This window comes from Paraglaciecola sp. 25GB23A (genome assembly GCF_040012495.1).
Taxonomy (GTDB): domain Bacteria; phylum Pseudomonadota; class Gammaproteobacteria; order Enterobacterales; family Alteromonadaceae; genus Paraglaciecola.
In genome coordinates this window covers 1-26,986 of sequence record NZ_JBDYKM010000033.1, presented here as the reverse complement: position 1 = coordinate 26,986, position 26,986 = coordinate 1, and the positions used below count along the sequence as shown (strand labels likewise).

Annotated in this window: 24 protein-coding genes; 16 read left to right on the top strand and 8 right to left on the bottom strand. The window is 42.3% G+C overall.

Translation table 11 applies throughout. The features are described 5' to 3' along the window. Nucleotides 1–367: 367 nt before the first annotated feature. Nucleotides 368–682, bottom strand: a complete 315-nt coding sequence (locus tag ABKW31_RS21465) for a DUF1840 domain-containing protein (RefSeq protein ID WP_348618713.1) — start codon at nucleotides 680–682, stop codon at nucleotides 368–370. 301 nt (nucleotides 683–983) lie between these two features. Beyond that, nucleotides 984–3,368 (bottom strand): hypothetical protein, encoded by a 2,385-nt coding sequence (locus ABKW31_RS21460; RefSeq protein ID WP_348618712.1) that lies wholly within the window; start codon nucleotides 3,366–3,368, stop codon nucleotides 984–986. 439 nt (nucleotides 3,369–3,807) lie between these two features. Between ABKW31_RS21460 and ABKW31_RS21455 the strand changes: the two genes are divergently transcribed. Beyond that, nucleotides 3,808–4,506, top strand: a complete 699-nt coding sequence (locus ABKW31_RS21455) for a transporter substrate-binding domain-containing protein (protein WP_348618710.1) — start codon at nucleotides 3,808–3,810, stop codon at nucleotides 4,504–4,506. 317 nt (nucleotides 4,507–4,823) lie between these two features. Then, a complete protein-coding gene (locus ABKW31_RS21450; protein WP_348618709.1) occupies nucleotides 4,824–5,831 on the top strand; it encodes a YhdH/YhfP family quinone oxidoreductase in 1,008 nt (335 codons plus the stop codon). A gap of 269 nt (nucleotides 5,832–6,100) precedes the next feature. Here the strand turns inward: ABKW31_RS21450 and ABKW31_RS21445 are convergent, their stop codons facing one another. The 5 genes from ABKW31_RS21445 to ABKW31_RS21425 all read right to left on the bottom strand — a co-directional run bounded on the left by ABKW31_RS21445 (nucleotide 6,101) and on the right by ABKW31_RS21425 (nucleotide 9,034). After that, nucleotides 6,101–6,451, bottom strand: a complete 351-nt coding sequence (locus ABKW31_RS21445) for a hypothetical protein (protein ID WP_348618708.1) — start codon at nucleotides 6,449–6,451, stop codon at nucleotides 6,101–6,103. Between the two features lie 478 nt (nucleotides 6,452–6,929). After that, nucleotides 6,930–7,214: a hypothetical protein gene (locus ABKW31_RS21440; protein ID WP_348618707.1), complete on the bottom strand. Its 285-nt coding sequence runs from the start codon at nucleotides 7,212–7,214 to the stop codon at nucleotides 6,930–6,932. A 332-nt stretch (nucleotides 7,215–7,546) separates the two neighbouring features. After that, nucleotides 7,547–8,041 (bottom strand): hypothetical protein, encoded by a 495-nt coding sequence (locus tag ABKW31_RS21435; RefSeq protein ID WP_348618706.1) that lies wholly within the window; start codon nucleotides 8,039–8,041, stop codon nucleotides 7,547–7,549. A gap of 87 nt (nucleotides 8,042–8,128) precedes the next feature. Next, nucleotides 8,129–8,584, bottom strand: a complete 456-nt coding sequence (locus ABKW31_RS21430) for a hypothetical protein (RefSeq protein WP_348618705.1) — start codon at nucleotides 8,582–8,584, stop codon at nucleotides 8,129–8,131. Between the two features lie 105 nt (nucleotides 8,585–8,689). Then, a complete protein-coding gene (locus ABKW31_RS21425; protein WP_348618703.1) occupies nucleotides 8,690–9,034 on the bottom strand; it encodes a hypothetical protein in 345 nt (114 codons plus the stop codon). A gap of 270 nt (nucleotides 9,035–9,304) precedes the next feature. On the opposite strand from ABKW31_RS21425, the gene ABKW31_RS21420 reads away from it, so the two are divergent. Beyond that, nucleotides 9,305–9,556, top strand: coding sequence for a type II toxin-antitoxin system prevent-host-death family antitoxin (locus ABKW31_RS21420; protein ID WP_348618702.1), 252 nt, complete (start codon nucleotides 9,305–9,307; stop codon nucleotides 9,554–9,556). Beyond that, nucleotides 9,553–9,813, top strand: a complete 261-nt coding sequence (locus tag ABKW31_RS21415) for a Txe/YoeB family addiction module toxin (RefSeq protein WP_348618701.1) — start codon at nucleotides 9,553–9,555, stop codon at nucleotides 9,811–9,813. Before ABKW31_RS21420 ends, ABKW31_RS21415 begins: the two co-directional genes overlap by 4 nt. A 415-nt stretch (nucleotides 9,814–10,228) precedes the next feature. On the opposite strand, the gene ABKW31_RS21410 is transcribed toward ABKW31_RS21415, so the two are convergent. After that, nucleotides 10,229–11,089, bottom strand: coding sequence for a TraB/GumN family protein (locus ABKW31_RS21410; protein WP_348618700.1), 861 nt, complete (start codon nucleotides 11,087–11,089; stop codon nucleotides 10,229–10,231). 377 nt (nucleotides 11,090–11,466) lie between these two features. Between ABKW31_RS21410 and nirB the strand changes: the two genes are divergently transcribed. The 12 genes from nirB (at nucleotide 11,467) to ABKW31_RS21350 (ending at nucleotide 26,768) form a co-directional block, all read left to right on the top strand. Continuing rightward, complete coding sequence (nirB, locus tag ABKW31_RS21405) at nucleotides 11,467–14,061, top strand: nitrite reductase large subunit NirB (RefSeq protein WP_348618699.1); 2,595 nt, start codon at nucleotides 11,467–11,469, stop codon at nucleotides 14,059–14,061. A 10-nt stretch (nucleotides 14,062–14,071) separates the two neighbouring features. Beyond that, on the top strand, nucleotides 14,072–14,419 hold the full coding sequence (gene nirD, locus ABKW31_RS21400; RefSeq protein WP_348618698.1) for a nitrite reductase small subunit NirD: 348 nt from the start codon (nucleotides 14,072–14,074) through the stop codon (nucleotides 14,417–14,419). A gap of 9 nt (nucleotides 14,420–14,428) precedes the next feature. After that, complete coding sequence (locus tag ABKW31_RS21395) at nucleotides 14,429–17,239, top strand: molybdopterin-dependent oxidoreductase (RefSeq protein ID WP_348618697.1); 2,811 nt, start codon at nucleotides 14,429–14,431, stop codon at nucleotides 17,237–17,239. Between the two features lie 102 nt (nucleotides 17,240–17,341). After that, a complete protein-coding gene (locus ABKW31_RS21390; protein WP_348618696.1) occupies nucleotides 17,342–18,397 on the top strand; it encodes a glycosyl transferase family protein in 1,056 nt (351 codons plus the stop codon). A gap of 501 nt (nucleotides 18,398–18,898) precedes the next feature. Then, complete coding sequence (locus ABKW31_RS21385) at nucleotides 18,899–19,528, top strand: ANTAR domain-containing protein (RefSeq protein ID WP_348618695.1); 630 nt, start codon at nucleotides 18,899–18,901, stop codon at nucleotides 19,526–19,528. 33 nt (nucleotides 19,529–19,561) lie between these two features. Beyond that, entirely contained in the window at nucleotides 19,562–20,671 is a 1,110-nt protein-coding gene (locus ABKW31_RS21380; RefSeq protein WP_348618694.1) for a CmpA/NrtA family ABC transporter substrate-binding protein, read from the top strand. 330 nt (nucleotides 20,672–21,001) lie between these two features. Then, nucleotides 21,002–22,411 carry a CmpA/NrtA family ABC transporter substrate-binding protein gene (locus tag ABKW31_RS21375; RefSeq protein WP_348618693.1) on the top strand — a complete coding sequence of 470 codons (1,410 nt, stop codon included), beginning with the start codon at nucleotides 21,002–21,004 and terminating at the stop codon, nucleotides 22,409–22,411. Nucleotides 22,412–22,462: 51 nt separating this feature from the next. After that, complete coding sequence (locus ABKW31_RS21370; RefSeq protein WP_348618692.1) at nucleotides 22,463–23,452, top strand: ABC transporter permease; 990 nt, start codon at nucleotides 22,463–22,465, stop codon at nucleotides 23,450–23,452. Nucleotides 23,453–23,481: 29 nt separating this feature from the next. After that, entirely contained in the window at nucleotides 23,482–24,333 is an 852-nt protein-coding gene (locus ABKW31_RS21365) for an ABC transporter ATP-binding protein (protein ID WP_348618691.1), read from the top strand. 111 nt (nucleotides 24,334–24,444) lie between these two features. After that, on the top strand, nucleotides 24,445–25,665 hold the full coding sequence (locus ABKW31_RS21360; RefSeq protein WP_348618689.1) for an alginate export family protein: 1,221 nt from the start codon (nucleotides 24,445–24,447) through the stop codon (nucleotides 25,663–25,665). 113 nt (nucleotides 25,666–25,778) lie between these two features. Continuing rightward, nucleotides 25,779–26,132, top strand: a complete 354-nt coding sequence (locus ABKW31_RS21355; protein WP_348618688.1) for a VOC family protein — start codon at nucleotides 25,779–25,781, stop codon at nucleotides 26,130–26,132. A gap of 174 nt (nucleotides 26,133–26,306) precedes the next feature. Continuing rightward, a complete protein-coding gene (locus ABKW31_RS21350) occupies nucleotides 26,307–26,768 on the top strand; it encodes a hypothetical protein (RefSeq protein WP_348618687.1) in 462 nt (153 codons plus the stop codon). Nucleotides 26,769–26,986 lie beyond the last annotated feature (218 nt).

The following is a 26,986-nucleotide window of genomic DNA, read 5'->3' as shown; positions in this document are numbered from 1 at the left end:
GCGGTGGGTAGCGAGCAGATGCTGCAACAATACAAAAATAATACCAACCACCAACGAATACGCGGAATGAGTCAGGCTAAAGCTTTATTACAACGCGCCTAAGCTCGACAACTTCCTACAAAAACACAAAGCAACACCCAGTTGTTCAACAAGGCTGTCCGACATTTAGACTTAAACGCTAAATCTAGCCTTACCTGCGATTTCTCAAACCAAATCAGTCTTTTTTAATAAGAAAATAGGCCATTTCGGCTATTTCTGTTTGTTTCTGGAAAATCTTGGAGTAAACAGATGTTATGTTTTCTAAAATTGGCTGTCTTGTTATTAAAACCCCTTTTATTCTGGTCTTAATTATTGACGCGATAGTCGACTAGCTATTACTTGTCCAACTAACATTACTCTCATCCTGTATTGCGGCCTCCAGCATGGCGATCAAAGGTGAGGCGCGGTTAGGGAGACTAACAAAAGAACCTTCCTCGTTATCCTCTTCAGACACTTCTGGTTTAGATTTTTCCTTTGTTGTAGCGAGCGCAGCTTCCAGATGCCTCAGAGCAGATGCGACATCTTTTGCAAGTATCGCACTGGGGACGGTTCCGCTATGTTCCATCATTTTTATTAATTGGACTGCTACATCTCCGAACATTGTTATGTTGGCAGTGGCCCTACAGGAAAAAGTTACTAGCATTATCAGTTATCTCTTAAGATTTGCTCAATGAGTACAAAGACAATAAACGCTATACCTAATATATACAACAGACATTCAAAATAGGAGTCTATCGACATCCTAGGTACATCTCATCTTATTGGATAAATATCATGAGCAAAGATTTCGATAACAAAATGCATTATATCTAATTCTTAGCACGACTAGCCTATCTGAAATTCTATTCAATAAATTTATAGATTTCGTCTCATTGCTTACACTAAGTTAAAAATATTAAATGCGTTTATCTAGCATCGATGCACTGGTTGATTTAGCCGGTCAACTATTCTTCCTCATCACACTGCTGATATTGCGCGGCGCAGGTTAACATACACATCGCTAGGCTCATGGTTTTAGCGTCAGGCGCACTCTCTAGGGCGTCTAAGATTGCGGTTGAACTGCGCATACCGCTACAAGAACAATCGCAAGCAAAACCTGAGGTTTGACTGCTCTGCGAGGGGCTTGTATTTTCTGTTGTATCGGTTGGAATGAGCATGTTAGTCGGGGCAAAATTTGCCATGACATCCTGCATTACGCGTTGACGATCGATTTCGACTTCTTCCTCCTCATCAATACCTTTTCCACATGGGCGTGGAATTAAAAAACGACCTTTTAATGTTCCTATTACGGGTAATTCCATAAAGTTTGCTTTGTCGGCATAGGGTGTGGGCAGCGCGACTAGTCGCGCCTCATAGGAGCCACGCAAGAGTAGGGCAGAGTATTCCTCTAATACAACCCGGCCTGAAGGTGCAAAGTAGGTTTGCGAGCCAGATAAAATATCACGCGGACCATAGGTGCCGCTATTGGGCCAACCACCACCTTCTACGTGAATTGCTGCGTTGCTATAGCTTGGGGTTTCGCCAAAATTGGGTAGGGGGATCCCAATGCTAACCCGCAAGGTATCAAATTCAGATGCATCGGGCATATTCGACATGTCGTTTTCAGGCCCCATAAAACCCGCAACAGTATTAAATACCTGATTCATTAAACCCAGCGGACTGCCCATCATGCTCATGTTTGCCACGCCGACGGGTAATGTATGTAAATCGATATTCATTGAAGGGCCACAATAGCCGTTAAATTCACTGGCGGGCCAGCCACAACCTTGCTCTGGTATCTCGTCATCACATGAACTCGACACTGTCGTACTGCCAGAAGATTGCGCCGGGCTGTCTGGTTTAATATCAGTCTCAGCTCGTTGGTTTTTTGGCTTCTTCTTTTGCTTTTTAATCGCTTGTGGAGGGGTTGATACCTGATCATTGCTTGAACCCGGTAGGGAAAATTGGACTGTAAGATCAACTAACAAAGTAGCTCGTGGTTTATCAGCGATATTGGTAAAAACCAGATCAAAAGAGTCACCGGCTTGTACTAATGGATCCCAGCTGGCAGTATAACCAGCCGCTCCAGCTGTTTTGACTATAGCTTGTGCCACACTTTTACCACCTGCTGTACCTAAATAAAGTTGCGCACCGATTGCCTTATTTGGGACCAATGTGCTGACATCCATAATTGTTGTCGGCGTACTAATTGCGCCAATATTAATATGTACACAACGACCTGTTATTCGATTAAGTGGGAGCAGCGCGCGACCGACCGTATTACTTGCATCAAGAGTAATAATTGGACATTCACCAAAAGCCTTTTTTATCCAACCGTTGTGCATTACTTTAGCATCTCGATCATCGATTACCCGCTCTAAACCATAATTGGCGAAGGTGGCCGCAAAAACTGGGTAAATACTGGAGAGCCGCATGGTAAAGGCCGGATCAGCCAGCAGAAAATTATTCAAAAAATCCAATATTTCTTGTTGGTCGGGTAGGGTTTCAGCACTGCCTAATAGCCGGCTTACATACTTATAATCCACCCCGTAACGGGGTGAGTTCACACTGGCCTGGGGCCAGCGCTCACTTGGTATAAGACTCTTCCGATAGTGTGCCAGTTCAGCCAAGTAACGCCAAAATGAGCTAGTTGCATAAGAATGGGCTCTCGCAGGATTGACATTCGCATTGCCATCTACGGCAAGGCGTTCGTAATAATGACGTAAACCCCAGCGCGCCAACTGTGCCGGTTTAACCCGTCTTAATTCGACTGCTATATCCGTACCAATCGCTTCCGCCATACCTTCGGTGAGCCAGTTTGGTGGCTCGCAATTCGCATCATAAAATTGACTACCACGTTGTACAGTGTGAAAAAGCTCGTGGGCTAAATCAACATAGCCTTTGTCAGTAATCCCGCCGGTCTTGGCAGAAATCAATCTAGATGCGTTAATTTTAATAATTCGGCGCTGGGCTGTTTCATCCTTACAGGCATAAGATGCAACTGCATAGTCAGCAGGATCGGAGTTATTTTCTTTGCTAAAATCGAAGTAATAAATTCGAAATGCTTGTGTGCCGTCATCACGAGTGATGACGGGTTCCAGGTAAGGAGGCGGCAAATCTAACTTTTGCATTTTTAAGGCGACTTGATGAAGGTAAGTCTCCATGTCTTTTTTTAATTTTGCCGTCAAGGGCACGCTAGCTGGCGTTTTTGTTTCTAGGTTATGTCTACCTAATTTTCTTCCTAAGTTAGCTTCATACCAATTTGAAGAACCCCAAGGCAGACCTTCAAAAATTTCGAATTCAGTCACTGGCCATTGGGTATCTGCTTGCGCTGGCCTAGTAACACCCATGACAAGCAGCAACATGAATAGCAAAATAAAAATAAGACGTGTAAATCGAGACGTGATTAAAATTTCAAAATTAAAGGCGATGCTAAACAAGCGGATCTCAATTTTTTATTTTGTAACCGTAATAAGGTATATAGCACGTTTATTGAACACTTACCCTAGTCAACTGAGCAAAATAATGAACATATTGCCCAAGGAATTCTGCCTCCTTATTATTGAGTTTGTGTTATTCCTCAGGGAGTCAATCAATAGTAAGTATGGAAATTTTACAAATATCCTATTAAGCTGCAGAGGCGAAGCTAAACAGGCTAAGCCCATGCAATTTAGTTGGAGTCGGATATTCATGCTGTATTTGTTATCCACGTACAAGAAAAACACTTTATCAAAACTGCGACACATCTGTTTGACCTGTCTCTTATCGCTACTATCTACAGTGAATGTTGTGGCACAAGAAATTTTATTTGTCGGTGAAATTGTACCGCCACTCATAGTATTAGAAGATGAGCAGCACAAAACCGGCGCTTTGGTTGAGCTTGCCCAAGCTCTTATTAACTATACTAAACTTGATGCCAGCATCGCCTTTATACCTTGGGCTAGAGCTTATGAAATGAGCCTGAATGAGCCTAATGTTATTCTTTTGTCCGTACTTAAAACTCCTATCCGTGAACCTCAATTCCAGTGGATCGGTAAAGTCCATCAAGCTAAAGCTCATTTAATCGGATTGAAAAGTCACGATAAACTTTCTGTAAGCGAACTGGGCGATGCGGTTAAGCTGCGAGTAGGGTCTGTTAGAGGTTATGGTTCTGCTACCTATTTAATCAATAATGGCTTTGAGGAAGGTAGTAATTTAGTTTTAGCCAGTAACGCGAGTCAAATGTGGGGGCTACTATTTAATGACAGAGTGGACTTGGTCTTATCAAACTTTGAAACCAGCCCTTATGAAATAAAAAGCGCAGGATATGATCCAGAGCAGACCAAGGATATACTTGATGTTACAGAATTATCTAACGAACTACAGTTTGCCACAGGCCACAATACGCCGATTAGTACGGTAAAAATATTAGCAGAGGGATTAACTGCACTTAAACTGAACGGCACCTATGCAGCGATTAAGCGTAAATGGGGTTTAACTATAGACTAAAACGGTGTAACCCCGCTTTGCCAAGGTTGATAAATATTTTATAGTCTTTGCCTTTGTTTAATAAAATACTGAGGGCTAAAATTACGGTCTGCTGCTTTAAATCACCCCAAACATCCTAATTGTAGATACTTTGGGTTCACCCTCTGTAGATGTGACAAAACAATTTTATGTGTTTGTTTGCTGTTAGGTCAGCGTAGCTGATGCTTAAGGTAAGCCTGTTGTATCGTTGTGGTATAGTGTTTATCCTGCCTGAACTCTTTTACGAATGTTGTATTTCGACATTTGCCCCATTTCCCTTTAACAGGAGTATTTTATTCATGACTCAATCCACCACATTTAAAGCATTATTGGTTGAAGAGCAAGATGACAAAAGCTTTAGTAAAAGCATTGCAGTGCGCAGTCTCAACGACCTGCCTGACAACGAATTGCTTATCAATGTACATTATTCATCGCTGAACTATAAAGACGCAATGTCGGCTAGCGGCAACAAGCGTATTAGCCAGCACTTCCCGCATACGCCAGGTATTGATGCCGCTGGAATAGTTGTCAGCGACAAATCAGGCACCTTCAAAGAGGGGCAGCAAGTTTTGGTGTTTGGCTACGATTTAGGCATGAATACTCCTGGCGGCCTGGGTCAAATGATTTCTATTCCAGCTAAATGGGCCGTTATTTGTCCTGACACACTTACGCTAAAAGAAGCGATGACATACGGTACAGGTGGTTTAACTGCTGCCTTGTGTATTCAGAAACTGGAAAAAATGGGAGCAAAGCCCAGTGATGGTCCCGTCGCTGTGACCGGTGCTACCGGCGGTGTAGGCAGTATAAGCATTGCCTTACTTAAACAGTTAGGTTATGACGTAGTGGCATTTTCTGGCAAGCCTGAGCAATCAGATAAATTAAAGGCCTTAGGCGCGGCCGAAATACTGCACCGAGATGTTATTTTAGAAGTACAGGATTTGCCAATAGGCAAAACTAAGTGGGCCCATGGTATTGATACCTTAGGGGGCAATTATTTAACTGGCTTATTAAAGCAACTAAAACCAGGAGGCGGTGTTGCCTCGGTCGGTTTGGCTGCCTCAGCTGAAATTTCGATGAATGTAATCCCCTTTATTACTCGTGGTGTGTCATTACTGGGTGTCGATTCAGTGTACATTCCTCTTGCCGATAAAAAACATATTTGGCAGCGTGTTGCCACTGACATGAAACTGCCTAATTTAGAAAGCTATCAGCAAGAAATATCACTAGCACAAACGCCTGAGTACTTAGACCGCTTCTTGAAAAGCCAAGTGGTTGGACGTTATGTTGTCAACTTACAAAATGCCTAGGTCCCAAATAATATAAGCAGCTTAGCGATATAAACAGACAAAATTAGGGCCTTTACTCTATGTCAGTTAAGGCCTTTCGCTATGTGTAATCCGTCATTAGGCTTAACAATATGCCCCAATAACTCAGGCTAGTTTAAATATTTTTAGGGTCAATAGGGGGGATTTTGTTAATGATTAAGCAGAGGTCAGAAGGCGGTATAGTAGTCAAATGCTCATAGTAAAGGCTGGGGCACGTTGAAGTATTATGAGCTAACCGATTGGGAGTTTTACTATGACACAGAAGCATTTACAACTTCTAACTTGCCATTGCGTTGCACAATGTGAACGAAAGCAAGAAACTCATCATCTGACTTTGAATACCATTGTTTCCAAAAAACTCTAACATCCCCTTTTTTCCTAAAAACACCTACTAACTCTCGTTTTGAGAAAAAGCCCAACGTTTCTTGGTATGCCTTACACTGCTTTTCAAGTTCATCTTTGCTTACGATACTTTTCATATTGTCACTGAAATCTCGCACATGCTTTTCGTGATTAATTTCAGTAGAAGCATCCATAAGGTTATCCATTATAGGAGTAACTAGTGCCATTATTTCGCTATTTGAAAGCTTTAACCAATTCATGAATACTCCAAAATAACTAATGTTTCGATTTCGCTTTGTTAGATTCTTGGTCGATTGCGACCAGCAAAGAAAAGTACGACAGGCCTCGCTTTGTATCTGCAAATATATTAAAAAGTTAAATAAGGTTTACCCAAATTAAAACTAACAAACCGAAAACTTAGGTAGCGATAACTACATTTTTTATTTAACTATTAGACGTCTTTGTTAAAACGATAAATAGAGAACCAAAAAAAGAAAGTACCACGCCTGCTGCAACAAAATCATCTGTACCCCAACTAATTTCGTTAGTAAATTGCATGGCAATAAAAGGAAGAAATAGAACAAAAAGAGTTGAAACTAATACAATATAGATCCTCTTTTAAGGTACCAAAAAATTATTGATATTCACCTATTTCTCCATAGTTACTGATATTAGATGTTACTAATAAAAATAAGCGACGGGTACGAACTCTTAAATCTGTCTTACTTCATGGTTACGTTATGCATGATATTGAATAACCTCATTTATCGCGATAATAAATGATACAAAGAAAAGTATTAAAAAACCTAAACAAAACCTTGCGATAATTATTTCACTACCTGAATTCATTACAATCGTTTTAATATAAACGGCCCGCGCAAATGATGAGAAAAAAACCACTATCGCACCGTCTTTATGAGAACCTCTAAAGGTTGATGGTTTTATTGATTTGGCAAATAATATACCCAAACCCACCAACCATAAAATAGCTGCCAATGAGCTAATAAGAAATGCCAAAATCATGATTATCCTCTAAACAAAAATTGGAAATATTATTAACAAAGCTAAGCGGACTAAGCCCCACCAAAGATGATACTGCAATGCAGAGATAGTTTATGCACTTATTTGGGCGGGCGCGTCTTGTCTTCCAGATATTTACTTAACAAGAAAACGGCAGTTATCCAATTAAACTCTGATATATCCATGCCTTAGCTTTTTGATTGCCATCAACTCAAACCGCTAAACGACCATAATGCTTTCAATATTTTAGTAAACACTCTGTGCGAAGCCACTTGGATCGATGTCTCGGTGAAAAGTGATGCTGGGCTTGTGGCTACAAATCTGCCGCTACTCGATTATGTATTTTTATGACGCCACTGCAGAAAGTAATACAAGGCTGCACCTGCCAAATCTGAATACAACCAAATTTTATGTAAAACTGGAGTTGAGACAACATCTAGCAAGGCGTTATTTAAAGTAATTGGAAAAAATAGCTGAATATCTAAGTGCATAATACTGTCTAATAGCACATGACTAAAGCTGCCTATAAAAGCGCTGAGAAATACTACCCACCAAGGGATGTTAACAGGTATTGATGGCCGAACTTGGAGTAACCATAAACCAAATTGCGAAAGGTATTGACCAGAAAGCGCGGCTACAATAGCCAATAAGGTTGAGCCAATATACGTGTGAAAAAAAACGTGAAGATGCCCCTCACCAGAGATAAGAAAAATTAATGGCTGAATATCCATTACGATCTGCGTCCATCCAAAAACCATTAAACTAAAGCTACTTTGCAATAGTGCTTTAACTAGAATTCCAAGCCCAATGTGGAAGGGTGTAAATGGCACATTAACTTCTTTTCATAACAACGCCCGAAGTAGGGGGGGAGTATTTTGCTCGAAAGCCAGAGAGTGAACTCACGCTAACATGGCTTGTTAGAAGTCGCTTCTGCGTTGTTCTTTTTTTGGATCATGAGGCCTTACGTTGCCACCTTGAATAGCTGAATGAACATAAGCTAAATCCGTTTCAATTTTCAACTGAACTAAATAGGGCTCGCCTAGTGCAGAACGCCAATAGTGATACTCTTTTTCGTACTCCTGATTGAAACGGAACTCAGCTGAAATAGCTTGAATCCATTTTTCAGGGATCTTATGTGCATCAAGCATACGATTTAAATTAGTTCTCATAACCTGACACATTGAAACTAGTGTAGGTAGATTTAAATTACTTTTGTAATTAACTAAATCCAATTTTATCGAATCTACATCATTTTCTTGTGCTATCAAACAGAGTTGACCAACAGCCCAATACCCCAAAAAGTCATTGTTCCTTTGGTTTAATAACTTAGTGAAATTTAGTGTAATTCCTTTCAATTCTCTACGACGAGGCATAATTTTCCATGGACTTCTAACGCCTCATAAGCGGTTAAATAAAAGTTGGCTCTAATAGCGAATAATGAGCACAGCCAACTGTTATGTATCCGTTTACTTTTAGGTTTAAATACTTGTTACAGGGCAGAACCACGATGTATTGCCTCGTTGGATTTTACACAATGAATTATTCAGTTGCTTCGGATTCTTTATTTTTATTGTAAATATGCCATTTTCGTCCGTCACGGCTTGCTCATTTACATAGATTCGTTTTCGACCAAACAATGACTCTTTATAAAGAAGAACAGCAAACTCTTGATGCTTACAAGGATCTCCAAGCGGGTTTTCTAGACGAATTTCAACAGATGGAACTTTACTTATAGTGGTGACCGTTGGTGAAGGCAACCAAGCGTCCCTTAAACCATCCTTAAATTCCTGTCTTAGCATTGCAATAGATTGCTCACCTCCCATCTCAGCCTCTTGTTCACCAATGCAGCCCAACAATCTCCACCACAATCTGCCGATAACGGGTCATTCTCTTTGTCTAATGCTCTATTGCAGATACCACAATGGTTGTTCATTTCAATTAAACCTAACGCCCAATTAACGAGCAAAAAATAGTGGGCTAAAATAGGAACGAAGTGACAAAAGCCCGCTGTTTTTTGCCCTTGTTGAATTGCTTGTTATTTGCCATTGGGCTATCCTGTACAAATTAACGTACATGAACACTTTGGAGTTACCATGGATGCAATAAGTTATACAGCAGCTAGAGCAAATTTAGCAAATACAATGGCGAATGTTTGTAATGACCACGCACCAATTATCATTACCCGTAAGAGTGAAGCTCCCGTTGTTATGATGTCATTAGAAGACTATAACGCAATGCAGGAAACTACATATTTACTGAGATCTCCAGCAAATGCTAGAGTCCTTTTAGAATCAATTGCCGAGCTTGAAACCGGCAAAGGAGCTGAACGAGAGCTTATTGAATGAAACTGACCTTCTCAACCAAAGCTTGGGAAGAATACCTTTATTGGCAAACAACAGACAAAAAAATACTAAAGCGAATAAACCTGCTAATTAAAGATATCCAAAAAACACCTAATGAAGGAATTGGAAAACCAGAGCCTTTAAAACATGGTTTGTGTGGATATTGGTCTCGTCGTATAAATGATGAACATCGGATAGTTTATAAACAACAAGATGGCTCTATTCTAATCGCACAACTCCGATATCATTACGGCATATAAGTAAGTCCTAAAGTAGATGCGCGCCTAAGCGCTTAAAGCCAGAAGGGCTATGCTGGACTTTACTTGTTATGTTTTTCTGTGACCCATACCATATAGATTTTTTAGGCTGTTTTTTCGGGCCTGAAGGAGCTCCTAAAAAAGATTAAGAGGCTGGGGTTCAATTGCTTTTTTATCTGAAGCTGTCAAACATTGCTAATCAGCAAATCCTACAAAAGCTCACTTATCTTAGTGTCTATCTCTTTGTCTGAATTATTTTTCTGCTTTTTCTTGCGATCGGTGTGTCTAAACGAAATTGCCTTTAGCAATATGGTTGAGTGTTTGCTTGGCGCCTTTTTGAACAAACAAAAAAAGCGCTGGGTTGCAGCAACTCAGCGCCTTTTTATTATTTACCTAAAATGCAGTGTAGATACAGTGCTTATAGTTTTTCGATTTTATAACCTTTTGCGGCTAATTTAGTTAATACACTATCAGGGCCGGCTAAATGCAGACCGCCAACTAAGATGAACTCTGTAGGTTGATCTTGTAACATGACTTCAATTTTAGGCAACCAATTATTGTTACGATCAACTAAGAGATCTTGATAAATCTGTGGATAATCTGCTTTGAAATCATCGATTGATACGTCTGCCATGGCTTGCATATCGCCTTCACGCCAGCTGTCACGAAGGGCGTTGATGGTTTCAGGTAATTTTTTGATATCTTTAATGGCGTAGTCGATCATGCCGCTTTCATCTTCTTTACCTAAGTTTACGATAAAGTCGATTTGTTCATCAGGTGTTTCAAACCACGATTGGGGTTTTCCATCGGCTTGTGATTTGTTCGCGTAGAACTGATCAACCCCTTCGCTGGTAAATCCAAGGGCCTGTAACTCCATAATACTTAGCGTGATAGCGATTAAACTGGGCTTTAAGGTAGCCATTGCTGCTATGGGTACATTGCGCTGTTCCATATGCTGTTTAAGCGCTGCGTAGGTATCGGCGTTTAAAACTTTATCGATGGTAGTGCCATCAGAGTAAACTAACTTTGCCATCATTTTTTGTTGAAACTCAAGACCGTTAACCGCAACCATATCGGTCTCAAATACCACTTTATCGGCAGCCTCATAAGCAACATCGTATTCGCTAGGTAGGGGATAGTCTTCTGGACTAAGAATATGAATGGTGCCGCCAATATAAAGCGTGTGCTTATCTGAACTTACTTTCCATACCGAAGCCGCTTGCACTGATAATGTTGCAGTGGCTAACAATAATAAACTACATAGTTTGTTAAACTTCATGTTTTTTAAATTTCCATTTGATCAAGGTTAAAAAAGAAGGCCAAGGATAGCGTTGTTTGTGAAGTATGAGCAAACTATGTTTGCGCTTTTGGGATTGCGCTATCGTAGAACGTTTGCACCAAATTATAACGTGCATGCCGTGCAGTCAGTATATGTTTATATTTAACTTATTGAAATTTAAGGTTTTAATTTTTGGCATTAAATCTGTATAAGTTAAAAATACTTAGATAAATTAATCGTCGATTTATTTGTAACTTATTTTGACTCAAAGCAACAACTGCGTTGGTTTGAGTCCGGCAAAGAAGCCCGCGTCACTGACTCGTATCAGTGACGCGGGTTTTTTTTGTCATCATTTTAGCCAAAGGTGAGATATGTCAATGTCAGCACAAGTAGTCAGCATTCAAACAAACCGTATTGTCGTAGTCGGAAATGGCATGGTTGGCCATCATTTTGTTGAGCAGTTAATTCAGCACAATAATAATCTTAGGGCCGATCAGTCGCCATTGCATATTTCAGTCTTGTCTGCAGAGCCTCGATTGGCTTACGATCGGGTACATTTATCCGAGTATTTTTCAGGTAAAACCGCACAAGAGCTGGCACTGACAACACCCGAGTATTATCAACAACATCAAGTTGATTTTAAGCTTGATTCTGCGGTGGTTAATATTGATAAATTAGCCAAAACGGTCACTACCGCACAAGGTGAGATCTTACCTTACGACAAGCTGGTATTAGCCACGGGCTCGTTTCCCTTTGTGCCGCCAATTCCTGGTAATGATCAGCCCCATTGTTTAGTTTACCGCACAATTGAAGACCTAGAGGCCATTAGTGCTGCGGCTAAGGTGAGCCACGTTGGTGTGGTTGTTGGCGGTGGATTGTTGGGTTTAGAAGCGGCAAATGCCTTAAAAGAAGCAGGTTTAAAAACTCATGTTGTGGAGTTTGCTCCGCAGTTAATGGCGGTACAGGTTGATGTAGGTGGTGGCCGTTTATTACGCAGTAAAATTGAGGCATTGGGCGTGCAGGTGCATACCCAAAAAGCCACCCAGGTGATAGAAAAAGGCGAAAACTGTCGCTACAAAATGTGTTTTGCCGATGGCTCGTTTTTAGAAACTGACATGATTTTGTTTTCAGCTGGTATCCGCCCACAAGATGCCTTAGCCCGAGAGTTTGATATTGCCATCGGTGAACGTGGTGGCATCAAAGTGAATAATTATTGTCAAACCAATGTCGAGGATATTTACGCTATTGGTGAATGTGCCCTGTGGAATAACTTTATCTTTGGTCTCGTGGCGCCGGGTTACACCATGGCAAGGGTTGCCGCTACACATATTTTGGGTGGAGACCTAACGTTTTTGGGTGCAGACATGAGCACCAAATTAAAATTGATGGGGGTTGAAGTCGGCTCAATTGGTGACGCCCATGCAAAACAAACAGGTGCCTTATGTTACACCTATGAAAACCAACCCTTGGGTGTGTACAAAAAGATAGTGGTAGATGCCACTAAACAAAAACTACTCGGGGCCGTATTGGTGGGCGATACGTCTGACTACGATACCTTGTTGCAATATGCGTTAAACGGCATTGATTTACCTGAACATCCTGAGAGTTTGATTTTACCCGCCAATGGCGCTGCTAAACCTGGTTTGGGGGCTGATGCTTTGCCTGCTACTGCGACCATCTGTTCCTGCCACAATGTATCTAAGGGCGACATTATTGCAGCCTTTGATGGCGGCGCCTGCAGTGTTGCTGATATTAAGTCTTGTACCAAAGCCAGTAGCGGTTGTGGGGGCTGTTCAGCTTTACTAAAAAGTGTGTGTGATAATGAATTAACCAAACGCGGTGTCGAAGTAAAAAAAGACATTTGTGAACATTTTGCGTATTCCCGTCAAGAGCTTTTTCATCTGGTCAAAGTAGCTAAAATCCAAAGTTTCGAGACCTTGATTGAACAACACGGCAAGGGCCTTGGTTGCGAAATATGTAAACCTGCGATTGCTTCTATTTTGGCTTCCGTATGGAATGAATTTATTTTAAAACCCGACCACGTGAGTCTGCAAGACACCAATGATACCTATCTAGGTAATATGCAAAAAGATGGCACCTATTCCATCATTCCGCGTATTGCTGGCGGTGAAATTACCCCAGATAAACTCATAGTGCTGGGCCAAGTGGGCAAAAAATATAATTTATATACCAAAATTACCGGCGGCCAACGTATCGATTTATTTGGTGCTCGGGTTGATCAACTGCCTGATATTTGGAAGATTTTAATCGATGCAGGGTTTGAAACAGGCCATGCCTATGCCAAATCATTACGTACCGTTAAATCTTGTGTGGGCAGCACGTGGTGTCGTTATGGGGTACAAGATTCGGTCGGGCAAGCGATTGAACTAGAGAATCGCTATAAAGGTTTGCGGGCTCCGCACAAGATAAAATTTGCGGTATCCGGGTGCACCCGAGAATGTGCTGAAGCTCAGAGTAAAGATATCGGCATCATCGCCACTGAAAATGGCTGGAACCTCTATGTTTGTGGTAATGGCGGCATGAAACCTCGTCATGGCGATCTATTTGCTACTGACTTAGACACGGCCACTTTGGTGCAATATATAGACCGCGTGTTGATGTTTTATGTCCGCACCGCTGACCGCTTGCAGCGTACCTCGGTATGGATGGAAAACCTCGAAGGGGGCTTAGACTATTTAAAGCAAGTGGTGATTGAAGATTCATTGGGCCTGGGTATTGAGTTAGAAACTCAGATGCAGCACATAGTTGATTCTTACCAATGTGAATGGAAGACGGCCCTTGAAAATGAGGAGTCACGTAAACGCTTCCGTCAGTTTGTTAACAGCGATAAAACCGACACCAATATTGTATTTGTGCAAGAAAGACAGCAAATACGCCCCGCAACGGCTGAAGAAAAGCTGACATACCAACAAGTACATCAGGCGAAAGCCAACAACACTGAACTGGTGTAAGGAGCTGATAATGACAAATGCAACAAATTGGTTAACCGTATGTCAAGCCAGCGATTTGGTTGATAACTCAGGTGTATGTGCCTTAGTTAACGAGCAGCAAGTGGCTTTATTTAAAATTAAACAGGCTAAACATGAACAGCTGTTTGCCATCAGTAATTGGGATCCTATTGGTGAGGCCAATGTGTTGTATCGGGGCTTACTGGCCTCTGTTGGCGATACCATAACGGTCGCATCACCTTTGTATAAACAACATTATTGTCTTACAAGCGGTGCTTGTTTGGATTCAGACGAGTTCAGTGTGCGGGTGTATCCCATACGTATTGAGCAGCAGTTAGTCCAAATTCAGTTAGTTAAGTAGAGTTAGCCGATGTCGCACAGTCTGCCAATAGCTCCTATCAGTAAAAACACCTTAAACCAAGGCGCCTGTCTCGTGTCGAGTACCTGTCCTTATTGCGGGGTGGGCTGCGGTGTTGACATATCAGTTGAGTACCTAGAGGCCTCACTGAGCAAGCTACCCATTGCGCGACTAAGCGCCATAAGCGGTACTAAAGAACACCCTGCCAATTTCGGCCGCTTATGTGTTAAGGGCAGTAAATTATTAGAAACCAACGGCACAGTAGGGCGCATGGAGGAACCTAAGATCGCTGGTAAGTCGGTCAGTTGGCCCGTGGCTATTGCCAAAGTGGCGGATACTTTTAGCGATATTATCGCCAAACATGGGCCACAAGCGGTGGCATTTTATGTATCGGGGCAATTGTTGACCGAAGACTACTATGTGGCAAATAAGTTGATGAAAGGCTATATCGGTAGTGCCAATATTGATACTAACTCACGTTTGTGTATGTCATCTGCGGTAACCGCTTACAAACGAGCCTTTGGCGCTGATGCCGTGCCGTGTTGTTACGAAGATTTAGAACTAACTGACTTACTAGTTTTGGTGGGGTCTAACGCAGCCTGGACACATCCGGTATTGTACCAGCGCATTGAGCGCGCGAAAAAACAAAATCCCGCTTTAAAAGTGGTGATAATTGATCCACGTATTACCGCCAGTTCACAGTTGGCTGATTTACATCTAGCCATTAAACCGGGCAGTGATGTAGCATTATTTAATGGATTATTGGCCTATTTGGCCGCTAATAAGGGCCTTGATCAGGCCTATATAAGCAATTTTACGGAAGGATTTGAGTCAGCCTTGGCCCTCAGTGAGCCATGGACCCCAAGCCAAGTAGCCCGCGAGTGTGATATCAGTCCCACAAAATTAAGACAGTTCTACCAATTATTTATGCAGCAAGATAAGGTCGTCACGGCTTATTCTATGGGGGTTAACCAGTCCACCAGTGGTGTAGATAAAGCCAATGCCATTATTAATTGTCATTTAGCCACAGGTAAATTGGGCCGCGAAGGCTGTGGCCCCTTTTCGTTGACCGGACAGCCCAATGCAATGGGCGGGCGAGAGGTCGGGGGCTTGGCCAATATGCTTGCTTGCCATATGGATCTTGAAAACCCACAACATACCCAATTAGTGCAAGACTATTGGCAGTCGCCCAAGATTGCTCGTTCAGCAGGTCTAAAAGCAGTGGATTTGTTTGACAAAATTCACGATGGCAGCATCAAAGCGGTATGGATCATGGCCACCAATCCTGTGGTGAGCATGCCAAATCGTGACAAAATTATCGCAGCCTTGAAAAAGTGTGAGCTAGTAGTGGTCTCAGACTGCGTTGCTAATAACGATACCCTTGAGCTGGCTGATGTATGTTTACCTGCGACTGGCTGGTCAGAGAAAAATGGCACTGTAACTAATTCAGAACGGCGCATTTCTCGGCAAAGAGGTGTATTACCACCTTTTGCTGAGTCTAAACATGACTGGCAAATTATCTGTGATGTGGCCAAAGCCATGGGATTTACCCAAGGTTTTGCTTACCAATCAGCCTATGAAATATTCAGCGAATATGTCGGTTTAAGCGCCGAGCAAAATAATGGTAGCCGTGCGCTAGATTTGACTGCTTTACGCCAACTCAGTGTCCAGCAGTATGAACAATTAAGGCCGATACAATGGCCTGTTACTGCAGCAAAACCTGCAGGGACTGCTCGTTTGTTTACAGATGGTCATTTTTATACCAAAAGCGGTAAAGCACAGTTTATTGCTCTAGAGCTTAAAAAGCCGCAGCAACAGACCTCAGAAAATTTTCCTTTTGTACTTAATAGTGGCCGTATTCGCGATCAGTGGCATACCATGACCCGTACGGGAAACAGCAGTGAACTGACAGCCCATATTTCTGAGCCTAAACTTGCCTTACACCCTGCTGATGCAGCACATCTAGATCTTGAACAACATGACTTGGTTAAGCTAAGCGCTGGTCATACGACAGAAAAAAGTCAGGTCGTACTGAGAGTAAATCTGGATGGCAAACAGCGCAGGGGAGAGCTTTTTGCTCCTATTCATTGGAGCGGCGTCAACGCCTCGCATAGTGCGATCGCCGCTTTGTATACAGATGCTAACGATGAGTTGTCGGGCCAGCCAGAATTAAAACATGCTGCGGTTTGTATGACTAAAGTCAAGTTTGTTTGCCAAGGCCAGTTGTTTATCAAACATCCATTACAGGCCACGGTATTACGCGCTTGTTTTGACTACTTTGTAGCGACACCGCTTACCCAAGGTCAGTTGATTAATTTTGCTAGCAATCAAAGTGCCACTCAAATTAAGCAGTTACTGCAAGCTTACTTACCACGCTATGACGAGTGGATGGCTGCTCAAGTAGATCAGCAAGAAAATATTTATGCACTAAGTGATGGCAAGTTTAGTTTAGCCCTTTTTATCAGCAGTGCTCCTCATGCTGAGATGGATGAAAATTGGATCAGCCAATTGTTTGCCCAAGAAGCCCTTAATGAAGATTCAATCAATGCCTTACTCAGCGGCCAAGCGGCTGAAAATTTTAATACCGGTTCTTTGGTCTGCAGTTGTTTTAAAGTAGGCGAAAACACCATTAAGCAAGCTATAGTTGCGGGATGTCAGACTGTCGATGCCTTGGGTGAAAAATTAAAATGTGGTACAAATTGCGGCTCATGTAAGGCAGAGTTGAGTCAGTTGCTTAAACAGCATCAAAGCCTGCCAAGCCACACACATATCAGCAATAAGCGAATAGATAACAAAGGCCTTTCAGTTGTGCAATTGGATTAAATTCAATTGTGCCGGTCAGAGGACAGAACTGAGAATGTGTCACCTTGTTTTCGGTTTGCTGCTACCTTGCTCAAACTATCACTCTTAGCGAATAATTGACCTATGCCAGACGAGCAAATTACAGATTTCAAACACTTTATCCGGCTTATTGGCCGCGGCCAACGGGCCGGACGCACATTAACGATAAGTGAAGCGCAACAAGCGATGAGCATGGTGATTAATGGGCAAGTGACACCTGAACAAAAAGGTGCGTTTTTAATGTTGCTGCGGGTGCGCGAAGAAACGGCCGAAGAACTTGCGGGTTTTACCTTAGCGTTTAGAGCCTTCAACCACCCAGACTTAGCGGGTTTGAATGTTGATTTAGATATGGGCTGTTATGCCGGCAAAAGGCGACATTTGCCCTGGTTTTTATTGGCATCCTTATTACTGGCACAAAGCGGTAAACGTGTGTTTATGCACGGTACTCATGAGCCTGATTCAAAGCGTTTGTATTTAAAAGAAGTATTGCCGCAATTAGGCTTGTTGGTATCTACCACGGTTGACGATGCTCGCAGTAGTTTAGAGCAGGTGGGTTTGGCTTATATGGATTTAGCGTCGTTTAATTCTCCCCTTGAAGAGATTATTCAGTTACGCGAGCAATTTGGCTTGCGCTCTTGTGCAAATACTTTGGCCCGTATGCTTAATCCAATCAGTGCTCCTTTCAGTTTACAGGGCGTATTTCATCGTAATGTTGATGAAAAACACAGTCAAACAGCCTGCTTGTTAAAAGCAGCCAATATTGTCTGTTTTCGTGGTGAGGGAGGAGAAGTTGAGTTTAATCCGGAACGTGATGTGACCTTACATTTGGCACGGCACGGGCAAGCAACAACAATGGAATTACGTTCTTCCACCCAAAGTTGGGCCCTAAAACCCAAAGAGTTGGTGGTTGCGCAGATGGTCGACCTTTGGTGTGGGCAAATTCAAGATACCTATGCAGAGCAAGCTATTATAGGCACTTTGGCTATTATGTTGGTCTTAACTGAGCAGTTGCCGTGGCCCAGTGCACAACTGCAAGCAATGCAACTTTGGCAGGCGCGCAGTACTACCTGGCCCTTGAAATTACCCAAACTTGAGTCATCTTTGGTATTTAATACTCAAGGTAAGTTTTACGCACATTAATAAGCCAAGCTTGGTACTGCGAGTTTACGCTGAAAACGCTGACTGACGTAACTGCAATCGATCTCATACATTGCTATTTTATCGACACAAATTTACATTCTTAAATTTCCCTTGTGCCATATTTTGGTGCAACTGCACGGCCAAATGACACAAAAAAATAACATTTAGTTTATCAATCAAGGATTTGTTAGTCGGTGATTATGACTACGCCTGATATCACAGTCCTTACCTAAGTCATGAATAAATATTATTTTATATATCAGCTAGATAAGCCCAATTTTAAACAAGGGTAAACGCAAATGAGCGAGTAAAAATTAACTGTAGGGCTGAAGGTACGGTAAGAACTGTTCGAAAACGCGGTATTTTTGTGCACTTTAGCTGTTGCTTTTGGCACAAAATATAAGATAAAGAACATTCCTGATATTTAATCAATGTTCAAACTTATTGGCTTAGGGTTTGCAATATGAAGTGATAAGTAGCCACAAAGTTAAAAAGTCAATCATGTCAGCAAAACCCCTGCGCCCAACAGCAAACAATTCATCGCTCAATCAGGATGCGGAGCTGTGCATATTGCTTATTGATGAAAATGAGCAACGAGCTGAATCTATCAGCTGCGCACTCAATAACTCCCGTTATCGCATTAGTCATTTAGCCAGTCCTGGTGTGTCACTACTTAAGCAAGTTGATGAGATTCAACCTGATATTATAGTCATGGATATTGAATCTCCCAGTCGCGATATATTAGAAAGTTTACAGGCTATTTCACATTTTAACCCTAAACCTGTGGTGATGTTTGCTACACAAAACGACACACACACCATCAATCAATCTATTGAGTCGGGTGTCAGTGCTTATGTGGTGGGAGATATTGATCCCGTTAGAGTAAAGCCCATTTTAGATGCTGCCGTCGCCCGTTTTAGAGAATTTCAAAAATTAAAAAATGAGCTTACCGATACCAAGCAGCAGTTGGCGTCGCGTAAGATTATTGATCAAGCCAAACGTTTGTTAATGAAAAAGAAAAATTTAAGTGAAGATGATGCGTTTCGAGCGATGCGCAAAACCGCAATGGATACCGGCCAAAAGCTTGATGATGTAGCAAAAACCTTAATCTCGCTATTAAGTACATTGTGATTTTGTCAGGCTAAAGAAAAGATAGGCACAATTATGATAAAACCAGAAAAAATTAATTTGACCTTGGGATTCATTCCCTTGACGGACTCTGCGCCTTTGATTGTTGCCAAGGAGCTGGGTTTTTTTAGCCAGTGGGGCTTAAATGTCACCTTGCAAAAACAAAACTCGTGGGCGACTTTACGCGATAAATTACATGCGGGTTTGTTAGATGCGGCGCAGATGTTAGCACCTATGCCACTGGCTAGTACACTTGGACTCGGCTGTCAGCCGACCGCGGTCATTACCCCCTTGGTGCTGAGTTTAAATGGTAACGCGATTACCTTGTCAGAAAAGCTCCATCAAGAAGTGATTAAAGAAAATAAAATCACCCATCTTACCTTACCCATGGCAGCGTATTTACTACAAAAGGTGATAGCCACTCGAAAAGCGCAGCAACGACCTAAATTGGTATTTGCGACGGTGTTTCCCTACAGTTGTCATTTTTATCAGCTTAGAGACTGGTTAGCCTCGGCAAATATTACGGATAACGATGTTGATATCATCGTGGTACCGCCGGCGAATATGGTGGCCCATTTACAAAGTAGCGAAATTGATGGCTGCTGCGTGGGTGGCCCCTGGAATGCTAAAGCGGTCAGGGCAGGGACAGGCTTAACCGCTTTAACCTCCTTTGACATTTGGCAGGATTCACCCGAAAAAGTGTTAGGATTATTAGAGAGTTGGTACAAAGTTAATCCTAACACCGTCTTGGCACTAACAGCGGCTTTAAAACAAGCTTGTATTTGGCTGGAGTGTATTCCTAATCGTTTTGAAGCGGCGCGTTTATTGTCAGCTGAACGTTATCTTGATGCCTCTGTTGATGTTATCGCGCCTTCGCTGATAGGGAGTTGTCTTACCCATATTAGTATGCCGCCCAGGGCAATACCCTCATATAATCAATTTTCTAAGTCAAACAATGGCTCGATTAATATCCCTGAATATGTGCGGGGCGAATGGTTGATGAGTCAGATGCATAATGCCGGACAGTTAGCGGGCATCGATATTCCGCCTGATTTAGTTAAAAGAGTGTTTAGACCTGATATTTATCATCAAATGCGGTTGACCTTGGAGGATCAAAAAGTGCAGTTTTTCAGACATTCAGGATAAGTTGATCTTTATTTAAGCTAGGAGGCAACTTGGCGTAGCACAGTGTTAGGGCAAGTTGCACTAAGTTGATAAGAGTCATTATTAGTTAATTCGAATGTTTTTATTTAAGTTGTTGATATGTAAGGGTTATAAATGTTGGCATCTATCCTGCAAAACAATATTGAGTCAAATGTGTTTTAAACGCATTTAAGATAAAAACAAAAACAATATAAATCAATTATTGTTCGTCTAGCATCGATGCTAGGCAACAATAAGGCAATGTAGCCCATACAGACTTTCCGTGTCCTGGAGTCTGTGTGGGTTTTTTTTTGGCTAAAATTGGAGAAAATCATGAAGAGCACCGCATTCCTAGAAAATGTAAAGGGTACCGTTCGCCAGTTACGCCTTAGTACCATTGCACTGACGTGCAGTGTAAGCCTAATGTCGTTAGTTGGTGCAGTTCAAGCAGAGCCATTGGGCTGGCCAGAAAAAGAAGAATTGAAGTTTGGTTTTATCAAACTAACCGATATGGCACCGCTAGCTGTGGCTTATGAAAAGGGCTATTTTGAAGCAGAAGGTTTGTATGTGACCTTAGAAGCACAGGCAAACTGGAAAGTCCTGCTTGATCGGGTTATTGATGGGCAATTAGATGGTGCTCACATGTTAGCCGGTCAACCTTTAGGTGCAACCATTGGTTTTGGTACTCAGGCTCATATTATTACTGCTTTTAGTATGGATCTTAACGGCAATGCGATAACGGTTTCCAATGAAATCTGGGAGCAAATGAAACCCCATGTACCAATGGAAAATGGTAAACCCATTCATCCAATCAAAGCTGATGCCCTTAAACCGGTAGTGGATGATTTTAAACGTAAAGGTAAACCGTTCAAAATGGGCATGGTATTCCCGGTCTCAACCCACAACTATGAGTTACGATATTGGCTAGCAGCAGGGGGGATCCATCCAGGATATTATGCTCCCGACAAGGGCGACACCAGCGGGCAAATTAATGCAGACGCTTTGTTATCAGTAACACCCCCACCGCAAATGCCAGCCACTATGGAAGCCGGCACGATTCACGGTTATTGCGTAGGTGAACCGTGGAATCAGCAAGCCGTGTTTAAAGGCATTGGTGTGCCGGTGATCACCGATTATGAAATTTGGAAAAACAACCCAGAAAAAGTCTTTGGTGTGAGTAAAGAGTGGGCTGACAAATATCCCAATACCCATATTCGTGTGGTTAAAGCCATGATACGTGCTGCTATGTGGTTAGACGCCAACAACAATGCTAATCGACCAGAAGCCGTGAAGATACTGGCTAAAAGTCAGTATGTGGGCGCCGATGAAGAGGTTATCGCCAATAGTATGACCGGAACCTTTGAATACGAAAAAGGTGATATCCGCGATGTACCTGACTTTAATGTATTTTTCCGGCATAACGCTACCTACCCTTATTACAGTGACGCCATTTGGTATTTAACCCAAATGCGCCGTTGGGGGCAAATTGGCGAGCAAAAACCAGATAGTTGGTACAAAGATATCGCTAAAAAAGTGTATCGTCCTGATATTTATGCGCAAGCTGCTTTGGCCTTAATTGCCGAAGGTAAAGCCCAAGTGAGCGATTTTCCAGAATTTGCCAGTGAGAGCGGTTTTAAAGCCCCACAAGCTGACTTTATTGACAATATTGTGTATGACGGTTCAGAGCCTAATGCGTATTTAGATCAATTTAAAATTGGTTTAAAAGGCGATGCCACACTGTAAAAAGGTTCAACAATAGCGAGGTGTTCTCACCTCGCTCAAGAGGAAATTGACATGTCTAAAACTCTAGCTCTTCCGCTCAACTTACTGGCGGTTAAGAGCCTTAATCTGAAGTCAATTGCTAGCTGGTTAGGGCAAGCAGCACTGCCAGCAATAGGTATCATTCTATTCTTAGGCTTATGGAGTATCGTTGCCAAAAATATTGATACGTCTTTAGGTGAATTTCCCGGGCCAGCAGCTGTTTGGGAGCAGGCTTTAAACTTGATTGATGAACATGCTGCTCAGCAAGAAAAAGCCAGTGAGTTTTATCAACGCCAAGATGAGCGTAATGCCGAACGATTAGCCCAAGATCCCAGTTATAATGCCAAGATACGGGACTTTACTGGTCCCCCGACTTTTTTTGCGCAAATCTGGACTAGTTTATACACGGTTACCGTCGGCTTTCTGTTTGCCTCTTTAATTGCAGTGCCTTTGGGGATTCTGTGCGGATTAAGTAAAGCGGCTTACAGTGCGATAAATCCGCTTATTCAGTTACTTAAACCCGTATCGCCGCTGGCTTGGTTGCCCTTAGTCACTATGGTGGTGAGTGCCGTTTATGTCAGTACTGACCCGATGTTTTCTAAGTCGTTTATTACCTCGGCAGTTACTGTTTCGTTGTGTTGTTTATGGCCAACCTTAATCAACACGGCTGTAGGCGTGTCTAGTATTGATAAAGACTTATTAAACGTCAGCAAAGTATTGCGTTTAGGACCTATGGCGCATGTGCTGAAAATTGTCATGCCGTCGTCAATCCCCATGATATTTACCGGTTTACGCTTGTCGTTAGGCATAGGGTGGATGGTGCTGATTGCTGCTGAAATGTTGGCTCAAAACCCTGGCTTAGGTAAATTTGTATGGGATGAATTTCAAAATGGTAGTTCAGAGTCATTAGCCAGAATTATGGTGGCCGTGCTGACCATCGGTATGATTGGATTTGCCTTGGACCGCTTAATGTTAGTGCTGCAGAAAAAAGTCAGTTGGGATAAAACCGCGGTATTACGTTAATTCTTCGCTTAGTTAAAAAGGGTAAGGTTATGATAAACAAGCATCAACTAGAGTTAAGCCAAGTAGGTATGGATTTCCCTACGCCTAAGGGGCCATTTTCTGCCTTAAAGGATGTTAATTTACGTATTGCAAAAGGCGAGTTTGTTTCGTTAATCGGTCACTCTGGTTGCGGAAAATCAACCGTCTTGAATATTGTTGCAGGGCTTTATCAGGCAACGGCAGGTGGGGTTATTTTGGATAATCAAGAGGTCAACGAACCTGGTCCAGAGCGGGCGGTGGTATTTCAAAATCATTCCTTGTTGCCGTGGTTAAGCGCCTATAAAAATGTTGAATTGGCGGTTAAACAAACCTCGCAAAAGCGGAGTAAAAAAGAAATTCGTGAATGGGTTGAACATAATCTTGAGCTTGTGCACATGAGTCATGCGGCGGATAAACTTCCCTCTGAAATTTCTGGCGGCATGAAACAACGGGTGGGCATAGCCCGTGCATTAGCAATGGAGCCCAAAGTATTGCTGATGGATGAACCTTTTGGTGCACTTGACGCCTTAACGCGTGCTCATTTGCAAGACTCTGTCATGGAAATTCATGCCGAATTAGGTAATACCGTGATCATGATCACCCATGATGTGGATGAAGCTGTATTGTTGTCAGATCGTATTGTAATGATGACCAACGGCCCTGCAGCAACCATTGGTGAGATTTTGACTATTGATCTTGCAAGACCCCGCAATCGCATTGCCTTGGCTGACAACCCTCAATACAACCATTATCGCCACCAAGTGTTGAAATTCTTATACGAAAAACAGCGCAAAGTTGAATCGGTCAGTAGCCATCGTATGGCACAAAAACAACCTTCGGTAGCAAATGATAATGCTGCATAAAGCCTAATGTAAGTCGCTTTTAACTAAGCAAACTATTTACGCCAATAACTAAATTTTTGACGCTTTTAGCAGCGTCAGTGGACTTTTTTGCCTAAAAATTGAGGATAAATCATGAAAAATGTTAAACAGTGTTTTAAGCGTAAGTCCCTTACATGTTCTGTCCTTGTTGGGCTAACGAGCATTAGTGGTGGTTCATGGGCTGAGGACTTCACCTCTGCACTAAGCGGTGGTAAAACTAACGCAGATTTTAATCTACGTTATGAAAACGTGGCACAAGATAACGCTCTACAAGACGCTAATGCGCTCACCTTACGTACTCGTTTATCATACACAACCGGCAATGTCAGTGGTTGGTCTGCCATGGTTGAAATGGAAGATACCCGTATTGTCTTAGGGCAGGGTGATTATAGTGTGCCGCAAACCGCTTATCAAAGTGGGATTTATTCGGTCATCGCTGATCCTGAACATACCGAATTGGATCAGGGATTTGTACAATATTCGAGTGCCACCTTTAGCGCTAAAATTGGCCGTCAAGTCATCGCGTGGGACGGACAACGGCATATTGGCCATGTGGGATGGCGTCAAGACCGGCAAACCTTTGATGGCTTTAGTGGCAAGTACAATCCAATTGACGCATTAACTCTGAATTATGCCTACCTAACTCAGCGTAATCGTATTTTTGCTGAAGCTCAGGATCAAGACAGTAAAGACCACCTACTTAATGCCGCATACCTTACCAGTGTTGGTAAGTTGACCGCTTATGGCTATTTATTGGAATTAGACAATAGTACCGACAACGCCTTAGATACCTATGGTGTTAGTTTTGTCGGCAGCAGCATGGTCGGTGACACTAAAATCGTATATGCAGCGGAATATGCCAGCCAGTCAAGTGAGACAGGTGTAGCTAATTTTGATGCTCACTATATGCTGTTAGAAGCCGGTGCAGTGCTGAGCGGCATTACCGGCAAACTGGGTTATGAAGTACTGGGCTCTGATAATGGCAGCTATGGTTTTGCTACTCCACTGGCAACCTTGCATAAGTTCAATGGTTGGGCGGATACCTTTTTAAATACCCCAGCACAAGGTTTGGTTGATACCTATGCCTCTATTGCTGGTGGCGCAATGGGTGGTAAATGGCTTCTGGCCTATCATACATTTGCAGCGGATGAGGCCAGTGCAAGCATCGATGATTTAGGCAGTGAAATTGATGCAAGTTACGTTCGTGCTTATGGCGCTAACTATACAGTTGGCATCAAATACGCAGCATATTCAGGTGACAGTGGCAAAGTGGACACAGACAAGTTATGGGCATGGGTAAGTGCTAAGTTTTAATGGCTACTAGTTAATTGCGGGTGGGGTTCGTGACTTAGTCCACCCGTAAATATACATTTCGAAACCGGCTACTCCTTGCTAAGATTGCGCAGTCTAGTTTATTGGAGTGAGTTATGTCTTTGCATCATAAAATCAATTATATCGAAATTCCGGTTAAAGCCTTAGCGTCTACCAAAGCTTTTTTTAAAACTGTTTTTGGTTGGACGTTTGTCGACTACGGTGATGACTATGCGGCAATTCAAGATGCGGGCATTAACGGTGGTTTTTTCTCGTCAGATAAACAGGTATCGACCAAAACCGGTAGTGTTTTAGTCGTGTTATACAGTGATGATTTGGCGAAGACGCAAAAAGCAATATTAGCCGCTGGTGGGACTATTGTTAAAGCGACATTCGACTTTCCTGGCGGCCGACGTTTTCACTTTGCTGATGTTAACGGCAATGAATACGCGGTATGGGGGGAAAAGTAGCGGCAAGCGAGCGGCAAATTGTTAGTCGCAAATCCAGCTCAAGCTGGGGTTTAAAGGTTGATAAATAGCTGCGAAGAAGGCATTCATTTAAAACCAGCGATTGACTGCTTTGCAGCAATGTAGACATAGTACATATCGCTACGGCTGAGTAATAAAAAGGTTTGTAGAGGGCATATGCAGCAAATAAATAAGCTTAAAAAACTGGGTGTAAGCATGTTTATTGGCCTTCTTGGCTTCGTTATATTATTGCTGCTTAGTGCTAAGCCGCTATTGGCATATTGGTTCTCACAAAGCACTTTTGGTCAAGTAATCGAATACAACATAGAACGTCAGAGGCCTGCCAACTATAACGTTTCACAGATTACACCCCAGCGTCATGAAATATTAATTGAATACTCAGTCAAAAACCATGATTACTGGATTTCAGTCAATTCACATGTATATTCAGCTATAGGGCTTATCGAGACTGGCGATAAGCTTCTCCTGTCTTATACCGAAGAAAACCCAGAGCATCCTTATGTATTAAATTATGCGCTATTTAGTGTGCTTGCATCCATTTTAACACCATTAGTTTTGTTGATATTGCTCATTATTTCCCCCCAGTGGCTTTATCATTGTCGAGAAGCCAACAAGTGAGTTAATCAAGCTAGTTTGGATACCTTACGATTACCAACATTATTGAGACAGCCATAGTAAACTGGCAAAAAGTCAGTTTTGAACTACCAACATTAATATGACACCCATCATAAACTGGCAAAAAAACAGGTTTGAACTACCCTTTAAAGGTTCAAACAACCACGGATGGTCTGTCATGCCGCAATCACGTCAAAGCCAAATCAGTCTTATTGATACTC